This is a genomic window from Winogradskyella wichelsiae, assembly GCF_013403925.1.
GTDB lineage: Bacteria > Bacteroidota > Bacteroidia > Flavobacteriales > Flavobacteriaceae > Winogradskyella > Winogradskyella wichelsiae.
Map to the genome: position 1 here is coordinate 271,531 of NZ_JABFDJ010000003.1, position 18,402 is coordinate 289,932.

Below are 18,402 nucleotides of genomic sequence, written 5' to 3' on the forward strand. Positions count from 1 at the left end.
GACGTAAATATTTACTTTTCATCGTTTTAATTTGGTTCAAACCAAGTTAAAAATAGATATTTATAATCTTAAATCAGATTGTGTCTCTTTCCCCTCTTTTGACATAAAATTGAATAGTCATCAGATCAATTGTTTAATATTTTTTATTTATGAAATCGAAAATATGGCTTTCGTCACCGCACATGAGCGGCAATGAGTTGCCCTACATACAGGACGCCTTCGATTCTAATTGGGTGGCTCCATTAGGACCAAATGTTAATGGTTTTGAGAAGGATTTACAAGCTTATATAAAAGAAGATAGACATGTTGCTGCTTTAGCTTCGGGTACTTCTGCCCTACATTTAAGTTTAATACTTTTAGATGTAAAACAAGGAGACGAAGTCATTTGCCAAAGTAAAACATTTTCTGCATCAGCCAACCCAATTGTCTATCAAGGAGCAACTCCTGTTTTTGTAGATAGCGAAAGAGACACTTGGAATATCTGCCCTATACAATTAGAAATTGCTATAAAAGATAGAATCGAAAAAGGCACCAAACCAAAAGCTATTATAGCGGTACATTTATATGGTATGCCTTACAAAGTAGACGAAGTTAACGCTGTCGCCTCAAAATATAACATTGCTGTTATAGAAGATAGCGCTGAATCTTTAGGGAGTTATTATAAAGGTAAAAATTGTGGCACTTTTGGTGATTTCTCTGTATTATCTTTTAATGGTAATAAGATTATAACAACATCTGGTGGGGGGGCTTTAGTTACTAAAACTATAGAATTAAAAGAAAAAGCAATTTTCTTAGCCACACAAGCTAGAGATAATGCACCTCATTACTTACATTCTCAAATAGGCTATAATTACAGAATGTCTAATATTGTAGCAGGCATTGGTAGAGGGCAAATGACTGTTCTTGATAGTCATGTTGAAAAAAGACGTTCTAATTATAAGTTTTATGTTGAAAGCTTTAAAAACAATGCTAAAATTGTATTTCTTAAAGAACCTGAAAATTACATTTCCAATCGTTGGTTGTCATGTATATTATTAGATACCAAAGAGACTCGCGAAGGTTTAAGGCTCGCTTTAGAACAAGAAAATATTGAATCTAGACCCTTATGGAAACCGATGCATCAACAACCTGTTTTTAAGAAATATCCAAGTTATCTTAATGGTGTTTCTGATGACTTATTTGAAAAAGGCCTGTGCTTACCAAGTGGATCAAACCTTACCGACCAAGAATTAGAACGTGTTATTACTACTGTAAATAATTATTTTAGGACATGTTAATTCAACTTTTAAATAAAATATCGGAAAAATATGCTTCAAAATGGCTTGTGCTATTATTTGACATTCTCGTTGTGATTGCTACATTTTTTTTAGCTTATTTAATTCGTTTCAATTTTCAAATAGATTTCGATTTTATAACCCTTTTAACCCAAATCCCATATGTTGCTGTTATTGCTGCCATAAGTTTTATAGCAGTTGGTTCATACAAAGGGGTTGTCCGTTTTACGGGGTTTAAAGACATTATAAACATCATTATTGGTGCCAATATTTTAGCAACAACGTTAATTTTATGCACCTTTTTAAGCAGAAAAATTCTTGGTTCTGAAAGCCTATTAAATTTATCGGGATCAGTTATTTATATTCACTTATTACTAAATATTTTGTTTCTTATAGGAGCTAAGTTATTTATTAAATCCATTTACAATTCTATAACTCAAGATTTTCACTCAGTATCTAATGTTTTAATATTTGGCGCAGGGAATTCTGGTATGTTAACCTATGATGCCATTGAAAATGATACCAAAAGTGGTTTAAACGTTATTGGATTTATTGATGATGACGAACGTAAAATAGGAAAAAAAATCAACCTATTAAAAGTTTATAGCATCGAGTCAATTGACGTGCAATTTATTAAAAATAAAGCGCTTGAAGATGTCATTATCTCTATTCAAAACATAGAACCTACTCGATTACTTCAAATCACAGGACATTTATTTTCATTGGGGCTTAAAGTAAAAATTGTTCCACCTGTACAAAGTTGGATTGATGGAGATTTAAGTGTTGGTCAGATTAAAGAGGTTAGAATTGAAGACCTCTTAGGAAGAGATCCAATAAACATAAAAAATCCCGATCTAGAAGAACAATACGATAATAAAGTGATTTTAATTACCGGAGCCGCAGGTTCTATTGGTAGTGAAATTTGCAGAAAAGTCAGTCTTTACAATTATAAAAAACTGGTCCTTATTGATAATGCGGAATCTGCACTTTACGATATTCAACAAGAATTTTTACAACAGGGTTTAGAAAATATCGAAGCCATTGTTGCTGATGTAAGAAATAAAACAAGAATTGATCAAATATTTAACTTACATAAACCCAAAATAATTTTTCACGCAGCAGCTTACAAACACGTTCCTTTAATGGAAAACAATCCATATGAAGCAGTAAGCGTTAATATTGGTGGCACAAAAAATGTTGCGGATATCGCTGTTAAACATAGCGTCGATAAATTTGTATTTATTTCTACGGATAAAGCTGTAAATCCTACAAATGTCATGGGAGCTACAAAGCGTATAGCAGAACTTTACGTTAGCTGCCTAAAAGGTAAAGGACATACAAAATTTATAACTACTAGGTTTGGTAATGTACTAGGTTCTAACGGATCAGTAATTCCTTTATTTAAAAAACAGATTGAAAAAGGAGGGCCTTTAACTGTTACCCACAAAGACATTACGCGTTATTTTATGACAATCCCTGAAGCTTGTCAATTGGTTTTAGAAGCCGCTGCAATGGGTAGTGGTGGCGAAATTTTTGTTTTCGACATGGGAGAACCGATTAAGATTTTTAATCTTGCAACCAACATGATCATTTTATCTGGCTTACGCTATCCTGAAGATATTAATATAAAAATTACAGGCTTACGACCTGGTGAAAAAATATACGAAGAACTTTTAGCTGATGGCGAAAACACAAAAAAGACTTATCACGACAAAATTATGATTGCAAAATCTAGACAATTAGATATTTTAACTGTTGAAAAACAAATTAATAAACTTACCGCAATAAACTCGCTTACACAGCCTTTAGAAATAGTATCTTCGATAAAAAATTTAATACCAGAATACATTTCAAACAATTCAACTTACGAGGTTTTAGATATTAAAAAATAATTCCAATTATTCAATCCATAACAAATTCAATCATGAAAATTCGTTTTCTTATCATTTCAATATTAACAATTGCATTAGCAACCTCTTGTGGTTCTCGCAAAGATTTCATCTATTTTCAAGATGAACCTTTAGAAGAAGGACAACTGAGTTCAGAACCTATTGAGTTAACTTACAAACCTGATGATATTTTAACAATTAATGTTTCTGCATTAGACCCAGACACCGTGAGACCTTTTAATTTACCTGTCGTTTCTAACAATACGCTAGACATTACAAGTGCGCAAGGCGGATTACAACAACAATCCTACTTAATAGATTATAATGGAAATATTGAATTTCCTGTTTTAGGAACCTTAAAAATTGAAGGACTGACACGTACAGAACTAACAGCATTACTTACAGAGCGTATTAAAGTTATGGCTAAAGATCCTATTGTAAATGTGAGGTTAGCAAATTTTACCATTACCGTAATTGGCGAGGTATCTACACCAGGTACGTTTACAATGCAAGATGAAAGAGTTACAATATTAGAAGCTATAGGCTACGCCAATGATTTGACTATTTTTGGTAAACGAAAAAATGTTAAGCTGATCCGAGAAGTTAATGGAAAAAAGAAATTTGCTATTATTGATTTAACCTCAATAAATTCGGTAAACTCACCGCTTTATTACCTGCAACAAAATGACGTTATATATGTCGAGCCGAATAACGCTAGAATTCGTTCTTCAACCTACAATCAAAATAACGGTGTTTTAATTTCTGCGATTGGTACATTAACAACAGTTATTGCTGTATTTTTGATTAGATAATTTAGTTTTATATGGAATCTAAAAATATTACGTCTTTAAAAGAAATAAAGAAAACACTCAACTTATACCTTTCTAAATGGAAATTTATTTCTCTGTTTGTCTTCGTTGCCTTAGCATTAGCTTTCACTCACTTGCGCTACTCCACAAATCAATACAAAGCTTCAGCTACCATAAAAATTAAGAATGAACAAGAGTCTCAAAAACTTCCTAGCCTTTCCGAACTTAGCGGAAACAGTCTATTATCAGGTAAATCTAACCAATTAAACGATGAGATTGAAACATTAACATCACGAACTTTAATCGCTAACATTGTTAAAAATCTAAAACTTAATATTACTTATTTTGAACAAGGTAAAATTAAAGAGCAAGAAATATATAATAACCCTCCTGTAAAATTAAATTTTTTCGCTCCAGATTCTGTTATACACACCGTTGATACAACACTCTTTATAAAGATAAAATCCCCATCCAAGTTTTTAATATTTAAAGATGATGGGAAATCATTAATTGATAGAGATGAAAACCTTGGAAAACCTTATGCTTTTGGTGATCGTATAAAAACCGGTTTTGGAGACGTGGTTATTATACCTAATAGCGGAAAATACAGCCCTAAAGTTGGTAGCAATTTAAGAATTACATTAAAATCGGTTGCTTTGGTTGTAAACAAATACCAAACGAGCCTTTATGTTTCTGCTGGTGATGAATCTAGTATTGTAAAGTTAGGACTCGAAGACAACATTCCTGAACGCGCTATAGACATTCTTAATCAAATGGTTAAAGAATACAATAATGATGTCATTATTGATAAGGAAGAAGTTGTAAAAGTAACATCTAACTTCATTAATAATAGATTAGAATTAGTTTTTAAAGAATTAGAAGAGGTTGATTTCTCTGCAGAACAACTTCAAAAAAGAAATAATTTAACAGCCCTTGGCTCTCAAGCAAATATTTATTTAGAAAGCGAAAGACAGAATGAATCTCAAATAAATAATACCACAAATAACATTCAGTTAATCGATTATATGCAAGAGGAGTTAAAAGAAAAGAATAAAAATTCAGATCTTTTACCTTCAAACATCGGCTTGTCTGATGGAAACATTAGTCAAGTTACAAAAAGTCATAATGAATTGGTTGCAGAACGAGATAAACTATTAAAAAACTCTTCTGAAAGTAATCCTGTAGTCATCAACTTAAATAATCAGATTAGTTCTTTAAAACAAAATTTGTCTAATTCGCTAGAAAACATGAAAAAATCTAGTGAAATAACACTCACAAATCTTAACAGAGAAGATGCTAGAATTAGAGGGCAACTCTACTCAGCACCTACTAAGCAAAGACAATTGAGAGATATAGAACGTCAACAAAGTATTAAAGAATCGCTTTACCTTTACCTATTAGAAAAACGAGAAGAATCAGCAATAAGACTTGGTATGTTTACGGCAAACGCTAAGGTGATAGATACAGCATACTCTACTTACACCCCTGTTTCTCCAAATAAGATGTTTACTTATTTAGCTGCCATGCTCATTGGACTTGTAATCCCTGTTGGATTTCTTTACATAAAAGATTTATTAGACACTAAAATCTACGACAAAGATGATCTATTAGAAGTTCTGGATATTCCATACATTGGTGATATTCCGCGAACCAGTAGAAAAACAAAACTAATTACCAAAGTAGATTATTCTCCAAAAGCTGAATCCTTTAGAATTATACGATCTAATATCGATTTTACACTAAGAGACACTCAAACGAATACTAAAAAAGTATTTATCACCTCAACTAGAGCACAAGAAGGTAAATCACATACAAGCACAAATTTAGCAACGTCTATTTCTTTTTCAGAAAAATCTGTTTTATTAATTGAAATGGATATTAGAGTACCTAAAATAATGAAATACCTTAATGAGAAACCAACATCTCAAATTGGGTTATCAGACTTTATAGCCAATAAATCAATTAAACCAGAAGCTATAGTTAATAAACTAAAAACAAACACTTACCTAGATGTTATTTCTTCGGGGACAATACCCCCTAACCCTTCTGAATTATTAATGAGTGATAGAGTTCAAGAATTATTCGATTATTTTGAAAATAAATATGAATACATTATTGTAGATACATCTGCCGTAGGATTAGTAAGTGATACTTTACTAATTTCTAAATTCGCAGATATGTTTATCTATGTAGTTAGCGCTAATAATGTAGACAAAAGACAATTGGCTGCAGTAGCTAAACCACTTTATGACGATCATAGATTACCAAATATGAATTTACTTCTAAACGGCACCGATTTTAACAAAAAAGGTTATGGTTACGGCTATGGTTATGGCAACAATCCAGGAAAAAATAAAAAATGGTATAAATTTGGCAAAGCTTAGTCATCTTTAGAAACGATACGCATATTTAAACATAAAAAAAAAAAGCCACTATATAAATAATAGTGGCTTTTTTTATTTTATCAATAAAAATAATGCAATTACGCTTTACGTCTCTTTTTTTCTGCTTTCAATAAGGTTAATTCTCTACTCGTCTGGCCAGATACAGAGGTATTCTCCTCTGCTCTTCTAATTAAATACGGCATCACATCCTTTACCGGTCCAAAAGGAATGTACTTAGCAACATTATAACCTTGTGCCGCCAAATTAAAACTGATATGATCACTCATACCAAACAGCTGACCAAACCAAACATTATTATCTTGCTTAGAAATACTTAAACTCTCCATAAGCTCCATTGCTAAATAACAACTTGCTTCATTATGTGTACCTATAAAAACAGAAATTTTATCTAAATTCGTAAGTATGTAGTTTAAAGTGCCATTAAAATTATCATCAGTCACTTTTTTACTTTCACATATTGGAGAATCATAGCCTTTTTCTAAGGCTCTTTCTCGTTCTTTTTCCATGTAAGCACCACGCACAATCTTCATTCCAATTTTAAAACCACCTTCATTAGCACGCTCATGTAATTGCTTTAAATAATCAAAACGATCCCAACGATATAATTGAAGTGTATTATAAACTATAGTAACATCCTTATTGTAACGACGCATCATTTCTTCAACCAAATCATCAGCTGCATCTTGCATCCAACTTTCCTCTCCATCAATTAAAACTTCAACATCTTTAGACTTTGCTAATTTACAAACCGCATCAAACCTATCTACAATTCGACCCCATTCAGCTTGTTCTAATTCAGTTAAAGCTACTCCTTCTGTTTTTTTCTGATACAATATAAAACGACCAAAACCAGATGGTTTAAAAACCACAATTGGCATCGCTTCTCTAGCGTCACAGAAATTTATAATCTTAAGTATTTTCTCTAAAGCATTATCAAACTGATTCTCTTCTGCTTTTCCTTCTACCGAATAATCTAATACCGAGCTCACGCCTTCGGTATACAATTTATCAATTACAGGTAAACAATCTTCCTCATTAACACCACCACAAAAATGATCAAACACGGTAGCTCGTATCAATTTTTCTACTGGCAAATGTGCTTTCAACGCAAAATTAGTTGCCATTGTACCAATACGAACCAAAGGTTCAGAAGAAATCATTTTAAATAAAAAATAAGCACGATCTAATTCTGAATCAGATTTCAAAGTAAAAGCCGTACTGGTGTTCTCAAAAAGTGAACGATCTATCATTAGCTAAAGAATATATTATTGCAAATATATTTATTATAGTTTTACTTTTTTTTCTAAAAAGGAAGTATTTTCACATCTTATTACTGATTATAATTTTTATTATGAATTCTATCACCACAAAAGACGCCATTGTATACTTTAATTCTGATGTTTACACAGAACTTAACACTTATATAAAAACAACTGAACCTTCTAAAATATTTGTTTTAGTTGATACCAATACGCATGACTATTGTTTACCCAAATTTTTAGAACGGTTAGAGTCTGGAGATATCGTAATTGAAGTTATGGAAATGCCTAACGGTGAAGAACATAAAACAATTGACATTTGTAAAGGGGTTTGGGAAGCATTATCAGAATATAACGCAGATCGTAAAAGCTTATTAATTAATTTAGGGGGCGGAGTGGTTACCGATTTAGGGGGGTTTGTAGCAAGTACGTACATGAGAGGTATTCCATACATTAACATACCTACATCCTTGTTAGCCATGGTTGATGCTTCCGTTGGGGGTAAAACAGGCGTTGATTTAGGAGTTTTAAAAAATCAGGTTGGTGTAATTACTGAAGGTAAAATGGTTGGTATAGATACTTCATTTTTAGATACATTACCGCAAAATGAAATGGTTTCTGGATTTGCAGAAATGCTAAAACACGGATTAATCTATGATGAAAAGTATTGGAATACGTTAACACATCTTGAAAAATTAGATATTTCTGATTTAGATAATTTAATTCACCAGTCGGTAATTATTAAAAATGATGTTGTAACGTCTGATCCTACAGAGCAAGGCCTAAGAAAAATATTGAATTTCGGACATACTCTAGGTCACGCTATAGAGAGTTACTTTCTAGAAAATGATGAAAAAACAACACTTCTACACGGAGAAGCGATTGCAATAGGTATGATTTTAGAAGCTTACCTAGCGACTAAAGTTTGTGACTTAAGTGATAATGAATTAGAAATCATCAATGAAGGCATTCTAAAAACGTTTTCTAAAGTTGAAATTACTAAAACGGATCAATTACAAATTGTCGAATTATTAAAATACGACAAGAAAAATAGTCATGGTGTGGTAAAATTTGTACTTCTTGAAGCTATAGGACAACCTAAAATTGATTGCGTAGCTACCAATAAGCAAATCTCAGAAGCTTTTGACTATTATAACAATTAAAGATAACGCGCTTTTATAATTAGGTTGTGATGCTGTTCATGACCTAAAATAATATAACCTAAAGCTCTAACTGATATCGGAAAACCAGAAGCCTCACCTATAGAGAATAATGCATCAGCATTTAAAGAGGCAAATAAGGTAATTGTAGCAAATCTAACAGATTTATATTCTTCAATTAAGCTTTCCATAGATCGTTTTTTAGCAAAACCATGTTGAACATAGTCATCTTGCTCAAACCCCACTAGAGGCGTCTTATCTTGCCTAGCTATCCTCATTGCTCTGTAAGCTAAAATACGTTCGGTGTCTATGATATGTAATAATACATCTTTAACACTCCATTTTCCCTCGGCATAAGCATAATTATGCTTTTCTTCAGCAATACTGAGATAAAATAGAACAACGGCATCTAATTGTTGCTTCAAGCCCTCAATAATACTCAATTCTTTATTCGTTTTATCGATGTATACCTGATAAAACGCATTGTATTCGGATGTATTTAAATTCATTAGCCTATGTTATAAAAAAAAACCCCAAGTTATAATAACCAAGGGCTTGTTTAATTAATTTATATTATAATGCTTACAATTCATTAAAAATGGTATGCATCAATCGTTTTTTATCATTAAGACTCTCTTCTAAAGAAATCATAGTCTCTGTTCTATAAACACCATCAATATCATCCAATAGAAAGATAATATCTTTGGCATGCATAGTGTCTTTGGCTCTGATCTTACAAAAAATATTAAATTTACCTGTAGTAATATGTGCAACTGTTACGTAAGGAATTTCTGAAATGCGTTCTAAAACAAACTTAGTTTGTGATGTGTTTTGAAGAAAAACTCCAACATAAGCTATAAAAGAGTAATCTAGCTTTTGGTAATTTAAGGTTAAAGAAGACCCCATAATAATACCTGCTTCTTCCATTTTCTTTACACGAACGTGAACTGTCCCTGCAGAAATCAGTAATTTTTTTGCTATATCTGTAAAAGGAATACGTGTATTATCAATCAACATATCTAGAATTTGGTGATCAACCTCATCTAATTTAAATTTTGCCATAATCTTATAATATTTAAAGTAAATGCAAAATTAAGACATTTAACTTAACGAATACTCATTTTAAATGAATATTTTTAAGGTTTTAATGAGATTTCTTCATTATCTATCATTACGAAAACGATTTCGGAACCTAGTATTAAGTCAGAATGGTCTAATGTTGTTACCGTAGAACCATTTGCATCTATTTCCTTATGTCCAAATTTAGGGCTTAACTCAGTTATGGCATCAACAACAGGAACAAACCGTAATTCACTAGAAATCAACACTTCTTTATACTGAATAGCCACATCAACAAGCGCCCCCATATCAGATCGTTTCACATTTCTGATTATAATATCGTTAAAAAGCTTACCGTTTTCAGGAATGGAAAAATAAGATTTATAGTTTTCTGGCTCAACGTTATCAATAAGAACATCTAGACCTTTAAGAATGGCAATAAACATCAATCTTCTCACCTCTTCTCTGTCGTAATCATTGGCATAATGGCCGGCTTCATATAAAAGTGTAGGAACACCAAAATTCTGAAAGGTATCTCCTACGCAATTTAAATTAAAGCCATCATCATAGCGCCCTATCCCATTAGGAATTTCGTCCTGTAATAATCTATTGATTTCAGCTATTATAACCATAGCAGCCTTCCTATTGGCTGTGAGCGTGCGCTCTGAGTCTTGCGCTGGTGACAAAAACGATAATGTAGCTACATGGTTTGTTTCACCAGCACTAAACAATGTGCGTTGACCATGAAGATTAAAACAATAATCGGGCTTCTCTATATAGTAAGCTTGTCGAAGTATTTCGCTTTCGGGTTGAGTAAGGTCTTGAGCATCCCTATTTAAGTCCACTAAATTAGCATTTAAACGCGTGTAACGCTCTGCACCGTCGGGGTTTAATATAGGGATAACAACCAAAGTACAGTGCTCTAAAAGACGTTCAGCTGTTTTATTGCCAGTTTCAAAAAGATTAAAACAATCAAACAGTGCTTTAGTAGAGGTAGATTCATTACCGTGCATCTGTGACCATAATAGAACTTTAATTGCACCATGTCCATAGGTTAAACTATAAATTGGTCGGTTTTCTACAGAATAACCTAAGGTCTTTTTTATTGGTTTTAAGAGCTTATCTAAACAAGGTTCTATATGAGAATTAGTAATGTAACGACCATGCAATTCTGGTGTTTTTACTTCAGTATACAAGGTGTTTAAAAGATCTAATTTCATAGGACTATTTTGTTGGTTACAAATGTAATCATTTAACTATTTACAATTGTAAACAACTGATTTCAATCGACAAGTTACATTCGTAAACACCTAATACTTTCTATACGCCATCAATATAACAGGTAGATTCTAAATCTTATTAGTTTTTAATAAATTGCACTTAAAACATTATATATCAGTTGATTTAAGGTGTTAACAGAACAAAGACTTTAATAGTTAATTACTAAAGAAACTCTTTACTTAGGATATATTAATCATATTGTTTACATTTGTGCAAGCGACTAATACTACAAATTGTTTACAATGATAAACACTGAAGAATTTACAAAACGTTTACAAAAAGTTATAGATTTTTACAACGAATCCGCATCTAGTTTTGCCGAAAAAATAGGTGTACAACGCTCTAGTATTTCTCACATTTTATCTGGAAGAAATAAACCAAGTTTAGACTTTGTTATGAAAGTTTTAGACACATATCCTGAGGTAGAATTATACTGGCTCTTAAATGGCAAAGGAACATTTCCATACCACCCTAACACTCCCCAAGCGCCAATACCTAAAACACAAGAACCAATAACACCAGCGACTCCAAATCTTAAACTACCTCCCGAAATTCACAAACAAGAAACCGAAACCAGACACAATGAGCCAACACCAAATTACAATCAGAATCTAGGTTTAGATTCTGAAATAGAAAAAATAGTCATCTTTTATAATAATGGAACTTTTAAGAGCTATAAGCCTTAATTTTAATTGAGCTATTGATTATCTTTGTCAAAAGATTATTATGAAACTACTCTTACCTATACTCGCCCTATGTTTATTAACCAGCTGCTACACAGCAGAACGTAATTGTTCTGATTTTAAAACAGGAACTTTTGAGTTTAGTTACACCATAGACGGTACTGAGCGAACAAGCCGATTCAAGAGAACAGAAGACCTTAATATAGATTACCATGAAGGAGTTGAAGATTCTTCTTCTGTAAGATGGATTAACGACTGTGAGTTTATTTTAAAAAAACTACACCCAACAAGTAATGCTGAAAAAGAAGCGATCCACATGAAGATTCTTTCTACATCTGAAGATTCATATACTTTCGAGTACAAACGCGCTATAAAGAGAGCTAATAGACCTTCTCGCGTAGAAAAAGGTACAGCAAGAAGAGTCAATTAAAACCTACAAGATCTAGAACAACAAGGAAGTGGGTTTTTAATTATAAAAAAAGCTGAAGTGATTTCTATCACTTCAGCTTTTTTTATAAGGAAAATAATTAATAAGATTAAAATAAGGAACCTTGACTTTGATCCCCTTGGTCTTCATTATCAGCTTGGTCTTCATTATCAGCTTGAGACTCTGAACCGCTGGGAGATTTTGAGCTTTCCGTATCAACAACCGTTACCGCTTCTTCAGAATCTTCTAACTCATAAGGCAACGATTCTAGCAAGTTAACTTGGTTTATTTTATCTCTAGTTAACTGATTACCTAAGGCAGTAATCCCTTTTACTGAAATAAATTCTTCAAGGTTAACTTCTAGGTTTGGCTTACGTTCTTTACTACGTTCTTTTGTAAATTCAACCTCCGCAATTGGACGCCAATCAGTAGAAACAATCTCTATCTGAGAATCGGGATGGTCAGAAATAAAATCTTCTTCCCGACCTTCATGCTCAACTATAAATCGTTTTACATAATACCGCTCTTTTTCTCCATCGTAATAAATTACTGAAATCGGCTTTTTGGGAACCCATTTTTCCATAACAATCATGTCATTATCAAAATGCGCTGTCAACTCTGGTGTAATGGTTTTGACAATACCAGATTGATTAATAATCAGCAATCGATCTTCTCCTCTAAACTCACCAATTAATTCACCTCTTCCATCCACATTTAAACGACGAACCGTATCATCGAACCAAATTTTTCGTGGCTTCAACGTCGAAACTCCTTTTTCTTTCAGCTCAACACGTTTTATTGCATATTTTGTGACGGTATTCCCTTTTGAAACCCTACCTTTTATAAGAACATCAGCAAAATCCAAATCCCATTTCAACTTCTTTATACTACCAACTTGGCGTAACATTATAGTTACAACTTCGGCTTCTCCATTAGGGTTCGCTGAAAAATACCATAACGCAGAACCTTTGGTTCCATTCGTTAAATCGTATTCACGATCCCGCGTCATACTTGTTACTGCAAATCGTTTTACATAAGAAGGTCCTGTTTTGCCATCACGGTAAATGAGGTTATAAATGGTACGCTTATCTTTTTTCTTAAAAACAGCAACATGAATAATATTCTTACCAATAAAGGTTTTAGAATCTACTTTGGTCACCATCATAGTACCTTGATTTGTAAATACAATAATATCATCGATATCACTACAGTCACAAACATATTCGTCACGCTTTAATGAGGTTCCAATAAAACCTTCTGCTCTATTTACATAAAGCTTTGTGTTTCTTATCACAACCTTAGTAGCATCAACATCATCAAAGATTCTGATTTCAGTTTTACGCTCCTTTCCTTCACCGTAATCTTTTCTTAAACGCTCAAAAAACGCTATAGCATAATCGATTAAGTGCTCTAAGTGATGTTTTACTTCAGCGATCTGATCTTCTAAAGCATCAATCTTTTGTTGCGCTTTATCAATATCAAATTTTGAAATACGTTTAATTCTTATTTCAGTTAAACGCGTAATATCCTCAACAGTTATCTCACGTTTTAAATGTTTGATGTGCGGCTGAAGTCCGCGATCAATTGCCGCAATAACTCCATCCCAAGTTTCCTCTTCCTCAATATCACGGTAAATTCTCTTATCAATAAAAATACGCTCCAAAGATGCAAAATGCCACTGTTCTTGAAATTCGCTTAATTTTATTTCTAACTCACTTTTTAAAAGTTGAACTGTATTATCTGTAGAACGACGCAACATTTCAGTGACTCCTACAAAATAAGGTTTGTTATCTTCAATAACACAACCTAATGGTGAAATTGAAGTTTCACAGCTTGTAAATGCAAAAAGAGCATCAATAGTTTTATCTGGTGACAATCCAGCAGGCAAGTGAATTAAGATTTCAACTTTAGCAGCTGTATTGTCTTCAATCTTTTTTATTTTTATTTTACCTTTGTCATTCGCTTTTAAAATAGAATCTATAAGCGAAGTGGTCGTAGTACCAAATGGAATCTCTGTAATAACCAAAGTGTTTTTATCACGTTGAGAGACTAAAGCCCGCACTCTTACTTTCCCGCCACGTAAACCATCATTGTAATTAGTAAAATCGGCAATACCTGCTGTCGGAAAATCGGGTAAGATCGTAAAACGTTTTCCTTTTAAATGCTTCACAGAGGCATCAATCAGTTCTATAAAATTATGAGGTAATATTTTTGTAGACAAACCAACAGCAATACCTTCACCACCTTGAGCTAACAACAGCGGAAACATTACGGGTAAATTAATAGGTTCTTTTCTACGACCGTCATAAGAAGATTGCCATTCTGTAATTTTAGGATTATAAACCACATCCATAGCAAACTTAGAAAGTCGGGCTTCAATATAACGTGATGCTGCAGCACGATCTCCTGTTAATATATTCCCCCAGTTTCCTTGGGTATCAATTAATAAATCTTTCTGACCAATCTGCACCATAGCATCTGCAATACTTGCATCACCGTGAGGGTGATATTGCATAGTATGACCAACAATATTCGCCACCTTATTGTAGCGACCATCATCTAAATCCTTCATAGAATGCATGATACGGCGTTGAACAGGCTTAAAACCATCTTCAATTGCCGGAACTGCTCGTTCTAAAATAACATAAGAAGCATAGTCTAAAAACCATTCTTTATACATTCCGGTAACTTTGGTAATAGTCTCCTGATTACCGGTATCCTCATTTATAAATTCTTCATGTTCTTCTTCTGCCATCTATCCTAATTTGTGCGATTTATTTTCTTTTATAATCTTTTTTAAAGACTGCCTTACGTATCTTACTTTTTTACGTTTCAAAAGTGTAATATTAAAGCGCTCCTTTGAAACTTGCCCCTTACTATTTGTAGTATAAACAATTAGACTCTTATATAAATAATAATTAACAATCTTATAACCTGTTAATTTATTTCTAGCGACTTCAACTTTATTTTCTCGATAATTAAAATAATCATTTAATATCAATCCACTATTGGTAATAATAACATTGGCTCCATCACTATCATATTCAAAAAAACGCGCTACAAAATGTACAATAACCACAGCTATTAATAAACCCAATAGAACATACAAAGAACTTCCTTCTACTAAATGATAAGACTTAAAAATAGTTGCTAATAAAATAGCCACGACTAATATTATAAAATAGATAGAAATGATAGTGTTTTTTATTTCCCTATTATCTGTTCTCATAAAGCATCTTCAACAACATCTAATTCAACTTTAAGATTGTCAATTATAAATTCTTGACGTGTTGGTGTATTTTTTCCCATATAGAAAGATAACAATTCTTCAATGGACATATCTTTATCTAACATCACAGGATCTAAACGAATGTCTTCTCCTATAAAGTGGACAAACTCATCTGGCGAAATTTCACCCAAACCTTTAAATCGAGTAATCTCTGGTTTTGGTTTTAGTTTTTCCATCGCATCGCGTCGTTCTTCTTCAGAATAACAATAGATGGTTTCTTTTTTATTTCGAACTCTAAATAATGGGGTTTGCAAAATATACAAATGTCCATCTTTTATGACTTCAGGAAAGAATTGCAAGAAAAACGTTATCAACAATAAACGAATATGCATACCATCGACATCGGCATCAGTTGCAATTACTACATTGTTATAACGTAAGTCTTCTAAAGACTCTTCTATATTTAAAGCGGCTTGAAGTAAATTAAATTCTTCATTTTCATAAACAATCTTTTTACTTAATCCATAACAATTTAAAGGCTTTCCTTTTAAACTAAAAACAGCTTGCGTATTTACATCGCGCGACTTTGTAATACTACCTGATGCAGAATCTCCCTCGGTAATAAATAAAGTCGATTCTAAATTTCGATCATGCTTTATATCTCCAAAATGTACACGGCAATCGCGTAATTTCTTATTATGTAAACTGGCTTTTTTGGCTCTATCTTTTGCTAATTTTCGAATTCCGGATAATTCCTTACGTTCGCGTTCTGCTTGCAGAATTTTACGTTGAAGCTTTTCAGCAGAATCCGGATTCTTGTGTAAAAAATTATCTAAATAGGTTTTTACAAAATCATTAATATAAGTTCTTACCGTTGGCAATTCGCCTCCCATATCTGTAGAACCTAATTTTGTTTTGGTCTGACTCTCAAAAACAGGTTCCATAACTTTAATGGCAATCGCCGTTACTACTGATTTCCTAACATCTGATGCTTCATAGTTTTTACCATAAAATTCTCTAATGGTTTTTACTATAGATTCTCTATAGGCTGCTAAGTGCGTTCCACCCTGAGTCGTGTTTTGCCCATTTACAAAAGAATGATACTCTTCACTATATTGTGTTTTACTATGTGTTATGGCAATTTCAATATCATTACCCTTAAGATGAATAATTGGATACAACATATCAGTATCCTTAATATTCTCAGATAACAAATCCTTTAAACCGTTTTCACTATAAAACTTTTCACCGTTAAAAACAATCGTCAATCCCGGATTTAAATAAACATAATTTTTAAGCATCTTAACAACATACTCGCTACGATACTTGTAATTTTTAAATATAATTTCATCAGGAATAAAAGACACTTTCGTTCCTTTTCTTCGAGAGGTATCTTCTAAAAGATCTTGATTGGTAAGATTTCCTTGATTAAATTCTGCTGAGGCGGATTTATTATCTCTGGTAGACTCAACTCTAAAATAAGAAGAGAGTGCATTTACCGCTTTGGTACCGACACCATTTAAACCTACCGATTTTTTAAAGGCTTTAGAATCATACTTACCTCCCGTATTCATTTTAGATACCACATCTACGACTTTCCCTAAAGGAATACCACGTCCGTAATCACGGACAATAACGCGTTCTCCTTGAATAGAAATTTCAATCGTCTTTCCTGCTCCCATCACATATTCGTCAATGGAGTTATCTAAGACTTCTTTTAGTAAAATGTAAATACCATCATCAGGAGAGGATCCATCTCCTAACTTTCCGATATACATACCTGGTCGCATTCGGATGTGTTCTTTCCAATCGAGTGAGCGTATGTTATCTTCAGTATAATCCGTCTGTTCTGACATAGAGTTGGGCAAGTGTTAAGATGAAGGGCTAATATAATACTATACCTTAAAAAATGAAATAATAGAGTACTAAAGTAATTAACAAAATAGCTTTAATAACTGTATGCACACTACAATCTCGGTAAACGGGTCAACATTCAATTCTTATGAACAAATCAAATCTATTGCAACTGATAATTTTGTAAAAAACCTGTAAGAAACAAGACCATGAAAATATTTGTCATAACATTAATTATAGCACTCTTAAACCTTCCAGTAATGGCACAGCAAAAATCGGTGTCCCCATACGAATGGAAATGGACACGAGATGGTATATGGACAGTATCAGCGCTTGGAGCAAGTGCTTACGGATTGTCTATCATTAAAAATAAAGACGATCTAACCCAAACAGAACTCACAAATATAGTTAACAATCAAAACAATATTAACGGATTAGACCGTTGGGCTGCTGGTAACAACTCTGATAATGCCAGAGCACTAAGCGACATACCTTTTGCGCTCTCATTTGCAGCGCCATTGGTCTTACTTTTAGATGATGAAGTAAATGACCATACCGCTCAAGTGTTAGGAATTTATTTAGAAAGTATGGCTACAACTGGTGCGCTTTATACCATTACTGCTGGATTAGCCAACCGTTCGCGTCCTTATGTTTATGATACTGACAACTCAGATTTTAAACGCTTGTCTAAAAACGGACAACGTTCTTTTTACTCTGGACATGTAGCAGCGACAGCGACAGCGACATTTTTTACAGCAAAAGCATTTCAAGATTTTAATCCAGATTCTGCGGGAATCCCATACGTTTGGGCTGGTGCTATAGTATTGCCCGCCGCCGTTGGTTATTTAAGATTAGAGGCTGGTGAACACTTTTTAACCGATGTTTTATTAGGCTATACACTAGGCGCACTTGCGGGCTATTATATTCCAGAATTACACAAACGTAAGGATGATGCCAAATTTGGGTTTTCACCTGTTATGGGCCAAACACGCTTTGGTGATACTTACCAAGGATTTAGCGTTAACTACACTTTTTAAACTCAATAAATACTAAAAAAAAATGTATATCCATAA

At 33.0% G+C, this 18,402-nt stretch carries 15 protein-coding genes; 8 read left to right on the forward strand and 7 right to left on the reverse strand.

Features of this window, described 5'->3' with window-relative positions:
- The first annotated feature begins 149 nt into the window (after window positions 1–149).
- From HM985_RS08485 to HM985_RS08500, 4 genes are read left to right on the forward strand one after another with little or no spacing between them, the layout of a single operon-like run.
- Entirely contained in the window at window positions 150–1,277 is a 1,128-nt protein-coding gene (locus HM985_RS08485; protein WP_179375843.1) for a DegT/DnrJ/EryC1/StrS family aminotransferase, read from the forward strand.
- Complete coding sequence (locus tag HM985_RS08490; protein ID WP_179375844.1) at window positions 1,271–3,166, forward strand: polysaccharide biosynthesis protein; 1,896 nt, start codon at window positions 1,271–1,273, stop codon at window positions 3,164–3,166. The genes HM985_RS08485 and HM985_RS08490 overlap by 7 nt, the downstream gene beginning before the upstream one ends.
- A 32-nt stretch (window positions 3,167–3,198) precedes the next feature.
- Window positions 3,199–3,975, forward strand: a complete 777-nt coding sequence (locus HM985_RS08495; protein WP_179375845.1) for a polysaccharide biosynthesis/export family protein — start codon at window positions 3,199–3,201, stop codon at window positions 3,973–3,975.
- Between the two features lie 11 nt (window positions 3,976–3,986).
- On the forward strand, window positions 3,987–6,356 hold the full coding sequence (locus HM985_RS08500) for a GumC family protein (protein ID WP_179375846.1): 2,370 nt from the start codon (window positions 3,987–3,989) through the stop codon (window positions 6,354–6,356).
- A gap of 98 nt (window positions 6,357–6,454) precedes the next feature.
- On the opposite strand, the gene HM985_RS08505 is transcribed toward HM985_RS08500, so the two are convergent.
- Entirely contained in the window at window positions 6,455–7,627 is a 1,173-nt protein-coding gene (locus HM985_RS08505) for a proline dehydrogenase family protein (protein ID WP_179375847.1), read from the reverse strand.
- Window positions 7,628–7,728: 101 nt separating this feature from the next.
- Between HM985_RS08505 and aroB the strand changes: the two genes are divergently transcribed.
- Window positions 7,729–8,799 (forward strand): 3-dehydroquinate synthase, encoded by a 1,071-nt coding sequence (aroB, locus tag HM985_RS08510; RefSeq protein WP_179375848.1) that lies wholly within the window; start codon window positions 7,729–7,731, stop codon window positions 8,797–8,799.
- Here the strand turns inward: aroB and HM985_RS08515 are convergent.
- The 3 genes from HM985_RS08515 to HM985_RS08525 all read right to left on the reverse strand — a co-directional run bounded on the left by HM985_RS08515 (window position 8,796) and on the right by HM985_RS08525 (window position 11,075).
- Window positions 8,796–9,305 carry a DinB family protein gene (locus HM985_RS08515; RefSeq protein WP_179375849.1) on the reverse strand — a complete coding sequence of 170 codons (510 nt, stop codon included), beginning with the start codon at window positions 9,303–9,305 and terminating at the stop codon, window positions 8,796–8,798. The genes aroB and HM985_RS08515 overlap by 4 nt on opposite strands.
- A gap of 73 nt (window positions 9,306–9,378) precedes the next feature.
- Window positions 9,379–9,858, reverse strand: a complete 480-nt coding sequence (locus HM985_RS08520; RefSeq protein WP_179315306.1) for an Lrp/AsnC family transcriptional regulator — start codon at window positions 9,856–9,858, stop codon at window positions 9,379–9,381.
- A gap of 74 nt (window positions 9,859–9,932) precedes the next feature.
- Complete coding sequence (locus HM985_RS08525; protein ID WP_179375850.1) at window positions 9,933–11,075, reverse strand: M14 family zinc carboxypeptidase; 1,143 nt, start codon at window positions 11,073–11,075, stop codon at window positions 9,933–9,935.
- Between the two features lie 303 nt (window positions 11,076–11,378).
- Between HM985_RS08525 and HM985_RS08530 the strand changes: the two genes are divergently transcribed.
- Window positions 11,379–11,822, forward strand: a complete 444-nt coding sequence (locus tag HM985_RS08530; protein ID WP_179375851.1) for a helix-turn-helix domain-containing protein — start codon at window positions 11,379–11,381, stop codon at window positions 11,820–11,822.
- A 40-nt stretch (window positions 11,823–11,862) separates the two neighbouring features.
- Window positions 11,863–12,249 carry a hypothetical protein gene (locus HM985_RS08535; RefSeq protein WP_179375852.1) on the forward strand — a complete coding sequence of 129 codons (387 nt, stop codon included), beginning with the start codon at window positions 11,863–11,865 and terminating at the stop codon, window positions 12,247–12,249.
- Window positions 12,250–12,355: 106 nt separating this feature from the next.
- Here HM985_RS08535 and HM985_RS08540 read toward each other — a convergent pair whose 3' ends face one another.
- From HM985_RS08540 to HM985_RS08550, 3 genes are read right to left on the reverse strand one after another with little or no spacing between them, the layout of a single operon-like run.
- The gene (locus tag HM985_RS08540) at window positions 12,356–15,001 is read right to left on the reverse strand and encodes a DNA gyrase/topoisomerase IV subunit A (RefSeq protein WP_179375853.1); all 2,646 of its coding nucleotides are present in this window, start codon (window positions 14,999–15,001) and stop codon (window positions 12,356–12,358) included.
- Window positions 15,002–15,475, reverse strand: a complete 474-nt coding sequence (locus tag HM985_RS08545) for a hypothetical protein (RefSeq protein ID WP_179375854.1) — start codon at window positions 15,473–15,475, stop codon at window positions 15,002–15,004. It abuts the gene before it with no gap.
- Window positions 15,472–17,331 carry a DNA topoisomerase IV subunit B gene (locus tag HM985_RS08550; RefSeq protein ID WP_179375855.1) on the reverse strand — a complete coding sequence of 620 codons (1,860 nt, stop codon included), beginning with the start codon at window positions 17,329–17,331 and terminating at the stop codon, window positions 15,472–15,474. Before HM985_RS08550 ends, HM985_RS08545 begins: the two co-directional genes overlap by 4 nt.
- Window positions 17,332–17,538: 207 nt before the next feature.
- Here HM985_RS08550 and HM985_RS08555 point away from each other — a divergent pair, with 207 nt between their 5' ends.
- Window positions 17,539–18,366 (forward strand): phosphatase PAP2 family protein, encoded by an 828-nt coding sequence (locus tag HM985_RS08555; RefSeq protein WP_179375856.1) that lies wholly within the window; start codon window positions 17,539–17,541, stop codon window positions 18,364–18,366.
- The last annotated feature ends 36 nt before the right edge of the window (window positions 18,367–18,402 follow it).